The organism is Caballeronia calidae (genome assembly GCF_900044055.2).
GTDB lineage: Bacteria > Pseudomonadota > Gammaproteobacteria > Burkholderiales > Burkholderiaceae > Caballeronia > Caballeronia calidae.
In genome coordinates, this window is record NZ_FCOX02000181.1 from 1 (window position 1) to 4,321 (window position 4,321).

The 4,321-nt window shown below is 58.9% G+C and carries 5 protein-coding genes and 2 pseudogenes; 5 read left to right on the forward strand and 2 right to left on the reverse strand.

Translation table 11 applies throughout. From position 1 onward, the window contains the following. Nucleotides 1–45 precede the first annotated feature (45 nt). Complete coding sequence (locus AWB78_RS41555) at nt 46–837, reverse strand: hypothetical protein (RefSeq protein WP_062612994.1); 792 nt, start codon at nt 835–837, stop codon at nt 46–48. 76 nt (nt 838–913) lie between these two features. Between AWB78_RS41555 and AWB78_RS41560 the strand changes: the two genes are divergently transcribed. From AWB78_RS41560 to AWB78_RS41565, 4 genes and pseudogenes are all read left to right on the forward strand, one after another. Further along, nucleotides 914–1,315 (forward strand): hypothetical protein, encoded by a 402-nt coding sequence (locus tag AWB78_RS41560; protein ID WP_157697867.1) that lies wholly within the window; start codon nt 914–916, stop codon nt 1,313–1,315. A gap of 521 nt (nt 1,316–1,836) precedes the next feature. Beyond that, entirely contained in the window at nt 1,837–2,091 is a 255-nt protein-coding gene (locus AWB78_RS47325; RefSeq protein WP_157697868.1) for a hypothetical protein, read from the forward strand. A 174-nt stretch (nt 2,092–2,265) separates the two neighbouring features. Further along, the gene (locus tag AWB78_RS50060; RefSeq protein ID WP_374729529.1) at nt 2,266–2,406 is read left to right on the forward strand and encodes a type II toxin-antitoxin system RelB/DinJ family antitoxin; all 141 of its coding nucleotides are present in this window, start codon (nt 2,266–2,268) and stop codon (nt 2,404–2,406) included. A gap of 154 nt (nt 2,407–2,560) precedes the next feature. Continuing rightward, nucleotides 2,561–2,917, forward strand: a pseudogene (locus tag AWB78_RS41565) (IS4 family transposase); the annotation flags it as partial. Nucleotides 2,918–3,150: 233 nt separating this feature from the next. On the opposite strand, the pseudogene AWB78_RS41570 reads toward AWB78_RS41565, so the two are convergent. Beyond that, nucleotides 3,151–3,723 (reverse strand): annotated as a pseudogene (locus AWB78_RS41570) (transposase); the annotation flags it as partial. 59 nt (nt 3,724–3,782) lie between these two features. Here AWB78_RS41570 and AWB78_RS41575 point away from each other — a divergent pair. Continuing rightward, a partial coding sequence (locus tag AWB78_RS41575; protein ID WP_198399484.1) for a transposase occupies nt 3,783–4,321 on the forward strand: 539 nt, incomplete at its 3' end.

The window sequence follows — 4,321 nt, forward strand, 5'->3', positions numbered from 1 at the left end:
TCCACCTCGAAATTGGTGGACACCTATGCTCCTCGCTCCAGTCGATCACCGCCAGACGTCAAAGATGGACGGCTTACATTCGATCTGGCTGATGGCGTAGAAGCGACGGAGGTTGATACGCGCGCGTTCCTTGGCCGAGAACTTCGGTCCGAGCAGTAGCGTCCAATAGTCGAGTCGTTCACGGATCAACGCCGGGCTGAGCCGGTCGGCGGCCGCCTGCAGCGCCGCCGGATCGTCGACCGCGAGAAAAGCGTTGTCGTGTTTGCGAAAGCCGATCCCGGTCCGATTCAATTCCTGCTCGATGAACGAGTGGCCATTCAGATAGTAGGTCGTCTGGAACGGGAAGAACGAGGCCACGCGCATCGCGATGGGCCCGAGCGTTTCGTCGCGAATGTAGAAATAGTAGTGAGTGAAGCGGCTACGCTGTGGCGCGAGGATGCGATAATTGGGGTCATGGGTCGGATACTTGGGCACCGTGCAGCGAAAGGTGGGGCCCTGCTCCATGCTGCGGAAAATGAAATAGACGCCGTAGCGTTGCGCCCGCACCATCGGGCGCAGCCACCGCTGAACGTAGTCTTCCTTGCGCACGCCCTTCTGGGCCCACTCGATCGGGGTGTCATGATTGCGGGCAAAGGCCTCGACCCAGCCCTGATACTCCCCGGTGCGTCGGCTCAGCACTTCCTTGTCGACGGCCGCCACGCCCACCACCTGGCGGAAGAAATAAACCACCTGCTCGGGTCGGCTAAGCGCGCTCAAGTAGCCATGGATGACAATCCGGTCGAAGCAGTGATAGACGAATACCAACAGGCTGCCGAACAGCTTGGTGAAGAGTTCCATCTTGGCTCTCCGCGGCGGGTGCGCTCTGCGATAATGAGACCATCGGCTGCAGGACCATTGCGCAGGAGTTGAGTCCATGACTGAACGCAAGACTCGGCACGAGGCCGCCACACCGCGGCTGTCACGGGACAGTTTGCACCTTGCCAAAGAGGTCCGCTCGATTCAGCGTCGCGCGGCCGATCACGATGGACGCATCGTCACCATCGGACCACTGGTGTTCTTCTCCACCGAGACCGGCGACGCCTGGATGCTGGAGCCGGCAGGCCATCTCGCCTCCAGACTGGCGACCGACGGAGATCCGCTGCCGGTGCACATCGAAGAAACCGAAACCCGCTACGCGATCGGTTGGCAAGGACGCTACCGAATCGAAGGTCAGATGTTCATCTATGAAGACAACTGCTCGCATCGTCTGACGGCCATCCAAGGCTACCCGGTGCAGCGACTCCTTCACGCTATCGACGAAGCGAAGGGGCACTAACTGCAGAGGCGCCGCGTTCAAATTTCAAATATCTTTGGCTAGAATTCATCGCCGGCCTCCGGTGTCCGAGCCAATCATCGACGATGGCCTCATCTGGAGTACCTTCCTGTTCTCGAGTCAAGGAAGATGATGATCCACCATCTGGAGATAGCGCCGTTTCGTGTGCGAGTACGTCTCGCAATTCCATCAACGTGCCCAAGGTAACTTCCGGAGAACCCGCCGACATCACCGCGCACCGAGCCTTGTCAAACATCCATCCCGGCAATTCAAAGGCAACAAGACGGCCAGACAAGCAAACTTGATACGCGCTGCGCAACCCGATCCTTCGGGGCTGGGCGGACTATCAGCCCCCTTCGCAATTGCCTCAATTGCTTCGCGTTCGAAATTGCTGTCGGCTTGGCCCATCTTTATATTGTTGAGACGGGCAGTGGTTTTGTGAACGCAATCTTGAATGTAGCCGGCTGCCTAAATTGCATTATTCAAAGATGCCGATTCGGCAATATGTCATTAGGAGGTCATCTATGAGCAGCTCGGTTGGTTCCCCCATCAATTCTAGTCAAACACCACAGCTCGTTTACGCGCCAGACGACGACACCGATGATCAGGATTGTCCACCGGCGGCCACCACTCCATCGCCTTATGATGCAGCTAGTCAATCGGCCCTGCAATATCCCTCTGTATCAGACTCGCAGGCATACGCCGATATGCAGAGTCAAGTTGTGACTGGCGAGGTTATCCAAGGAGTCATGTCGATGTTGCCTTTTCTTCTTCTCTAAAACGCCAGCATCGAGGCAGCATTCCATTCCGCATAAGTCCGATACTTCTCTGTGTACCTTTAAGGTACCGGACGGAATAACGTGAAGGGCAGGATTTGACGGCCCGGTCGTATGCGCGCCCGGGTCTCTCTTCATTTGGAAGAGACTTGAGCCGTTCGTGTAGGCGCCGAAGGTATTTCGCCCACGCTCAAGCGTGAGGCAAACGACGTGTTCGCGGCCATGGGCCTGTTCGTGTCCGACTACATCCGCATGGCGCTAGTGCGCGTCGCGCACGACCGGGTCGGACCGTTGCGGCGGAGGTGCCCAACGCACTGACGGCCCAAACCCTGCGCAACAGCAAGCAAGGCGCGGAACTGAACCGAGCGGGCGCTACGCGCGTGGATGCAGCGCCTGCCGCTCGCGACGATCGCGCGCCTACGCTTCTGCACGCGCTTGATGTCACGATGAAACTGGTTCGAATAGACAGAGTGAGGCGCTACAACTGAGCACGAGCGAACGCATCGAACGGGCACTGGCGGTGTTCATGGTGGTGCCGTGGCGCATTGCTCGTCTCATGCGGGTAGGTCGCACTTGCCCGGACCTCGATGCCGGACTGCTGTTTGAGCCCGACGAATGGAAGGCCGCCTTCATCCTCAACAAGAAGACCCCGCCCGACAAACCGCCGCAACTGAATGAAGTGGTACGGCTCTTCGCCAGGCTCGGCGGCTTCCTCGCGCGCAAAGGCGATGGCGAGCCTAGCGTCAAAACCATCTGGCTAGATCCTGATATGACTTTCTCGGTCAAGTACCGCAAGTTCATTTCTGAATGTCCTATCGATGTTAGGTGAATCTGCTTGGGGCGGCGCAGCCTGTAACGTCGACGGTTGATCCGGCTGATATCCGTGGGTTGGTTACCACATTACAGGGTTTCCGTCATGTGAACCTGCCGCGCTCTATGACCGAGAGTCTGGCTCAAGGGCCGTCTCGTAGGATCTTCGCGGATTGTTCACGGACCGTGCTGCGCCGTCCTCAGCAGACTGTTCTTCCTCCATTGAATGGTTGAACGTGGGATGCGCCTGGATCAGTGCGTGTGCATCTGTGGGTCGGGCATACGTGATGTCATTCGCGCAATGTCCCACACGAACGCGGCCAGCTCCCGGGCGATCGCTATCACGGCGACGTTGCGATGCTTGCCACGGGCGACCAGCCTGCGATACCGTTTGCACAGCCGTAATTGCGCATCCCACGCGCGATCGATGATGGCCTTGGGCAGTCCCTCATGGCGTTTCTGGATAGCGGGGCTGACCTTGGCGGGGTGACGGTACGACCAGGCCGCTTCGACCAGCAGGTGACGCGCATGGCCGTTGCTGGCCTTTGTGATGCTGCCCAACCTGCGCCTCTGGCCCGAGGAGTGTTCGGATGGCGTGAGACCAAGCCAGGCAGTCAGCTGTCGCGGATGATCCAAGCGTGACAGATCACCGAGCTCGGCAAGCAAGCCGATCGCACTGGTGAACTGAATGCCGCGTAGCGCCTGAAGCGTTTTGACCACCGGATAGAAGCGCCATTGTGGCGCCATCTGGCGCAAGGCCGTTTCGAGCCGTTCGCACTGAGCGAGACGGTCTTCGATCGTCCGTCGATATTCCTCGAAGGCTAGGAGTATGCGCGGCAGAAATCTGATGTCATCCGGCCGAGCGGAGAAGACGTTGTTAGCAGATGCCAACAAGTTACCTCCCCTACGAGCCGCAGCAGCAGATGTTGCTGCCCCACGCGCTCCAAGACTGGCTCCCTGAAGGGCACCTGGCCTATTACATCAGCGACACGGTGGATTCGCTGGACCTGTCAGCCTTCCATGCGCGGTATGCGGGCGGCGGCCCGCGCAATCAACCCTTTCATCCGGCGATGATGGTGAAGGTGCTCGTCTACGGCTATGCGACCGGGGTGTTCTCGTCGCGCAAGCTGGCCAGGAAGCTGCATGAAGATGTCGCGTTCCGGGTCCTCGCCGCGGGCAACTATCCGGCGCATCGCACGCTTTGCGACTTTCGCGCCTTTCACTTGAAGGAACTGTCGGAGCTGTTTGTGCAAGTGGTGAAGCTGGCCAAGGAATGCGGACTGGTCAAGCTCGGGACGATTGCCGTTGACGGCACGAAGATCAAGGCCAATGCGTCGCGTCATAAGGCGATGAGTTACGAGCGGATGAAGAAAGCCGAGCTGGAACTCAAAGAACAGATCGATGCGCTGCTGGCCAAGGCGAA

Coding starts and splice junctions, on each gene's coding strand:
- AWB78_RS41555 (WP_062612994.1), bottom strand. CDS start 837: ATGGAACTCTTCACCAAGCTGTTCGGCAGCCTGTTGGTATTCGTCTAT.
- AWB78_RS41560 (WP_157697867.1), top strand. CDS start 914: ATGACTGAACGCAAGACTCGGCACGAGGCCGCCACACCGCGGCTGTCA.
- AWB78_RS47325 (WP_157697868.1), top strand. CDS start 1,837: ATGAGCAGCTCGGTTGGTTCCCCCATCAATTCTAGTCAAACACCACAG.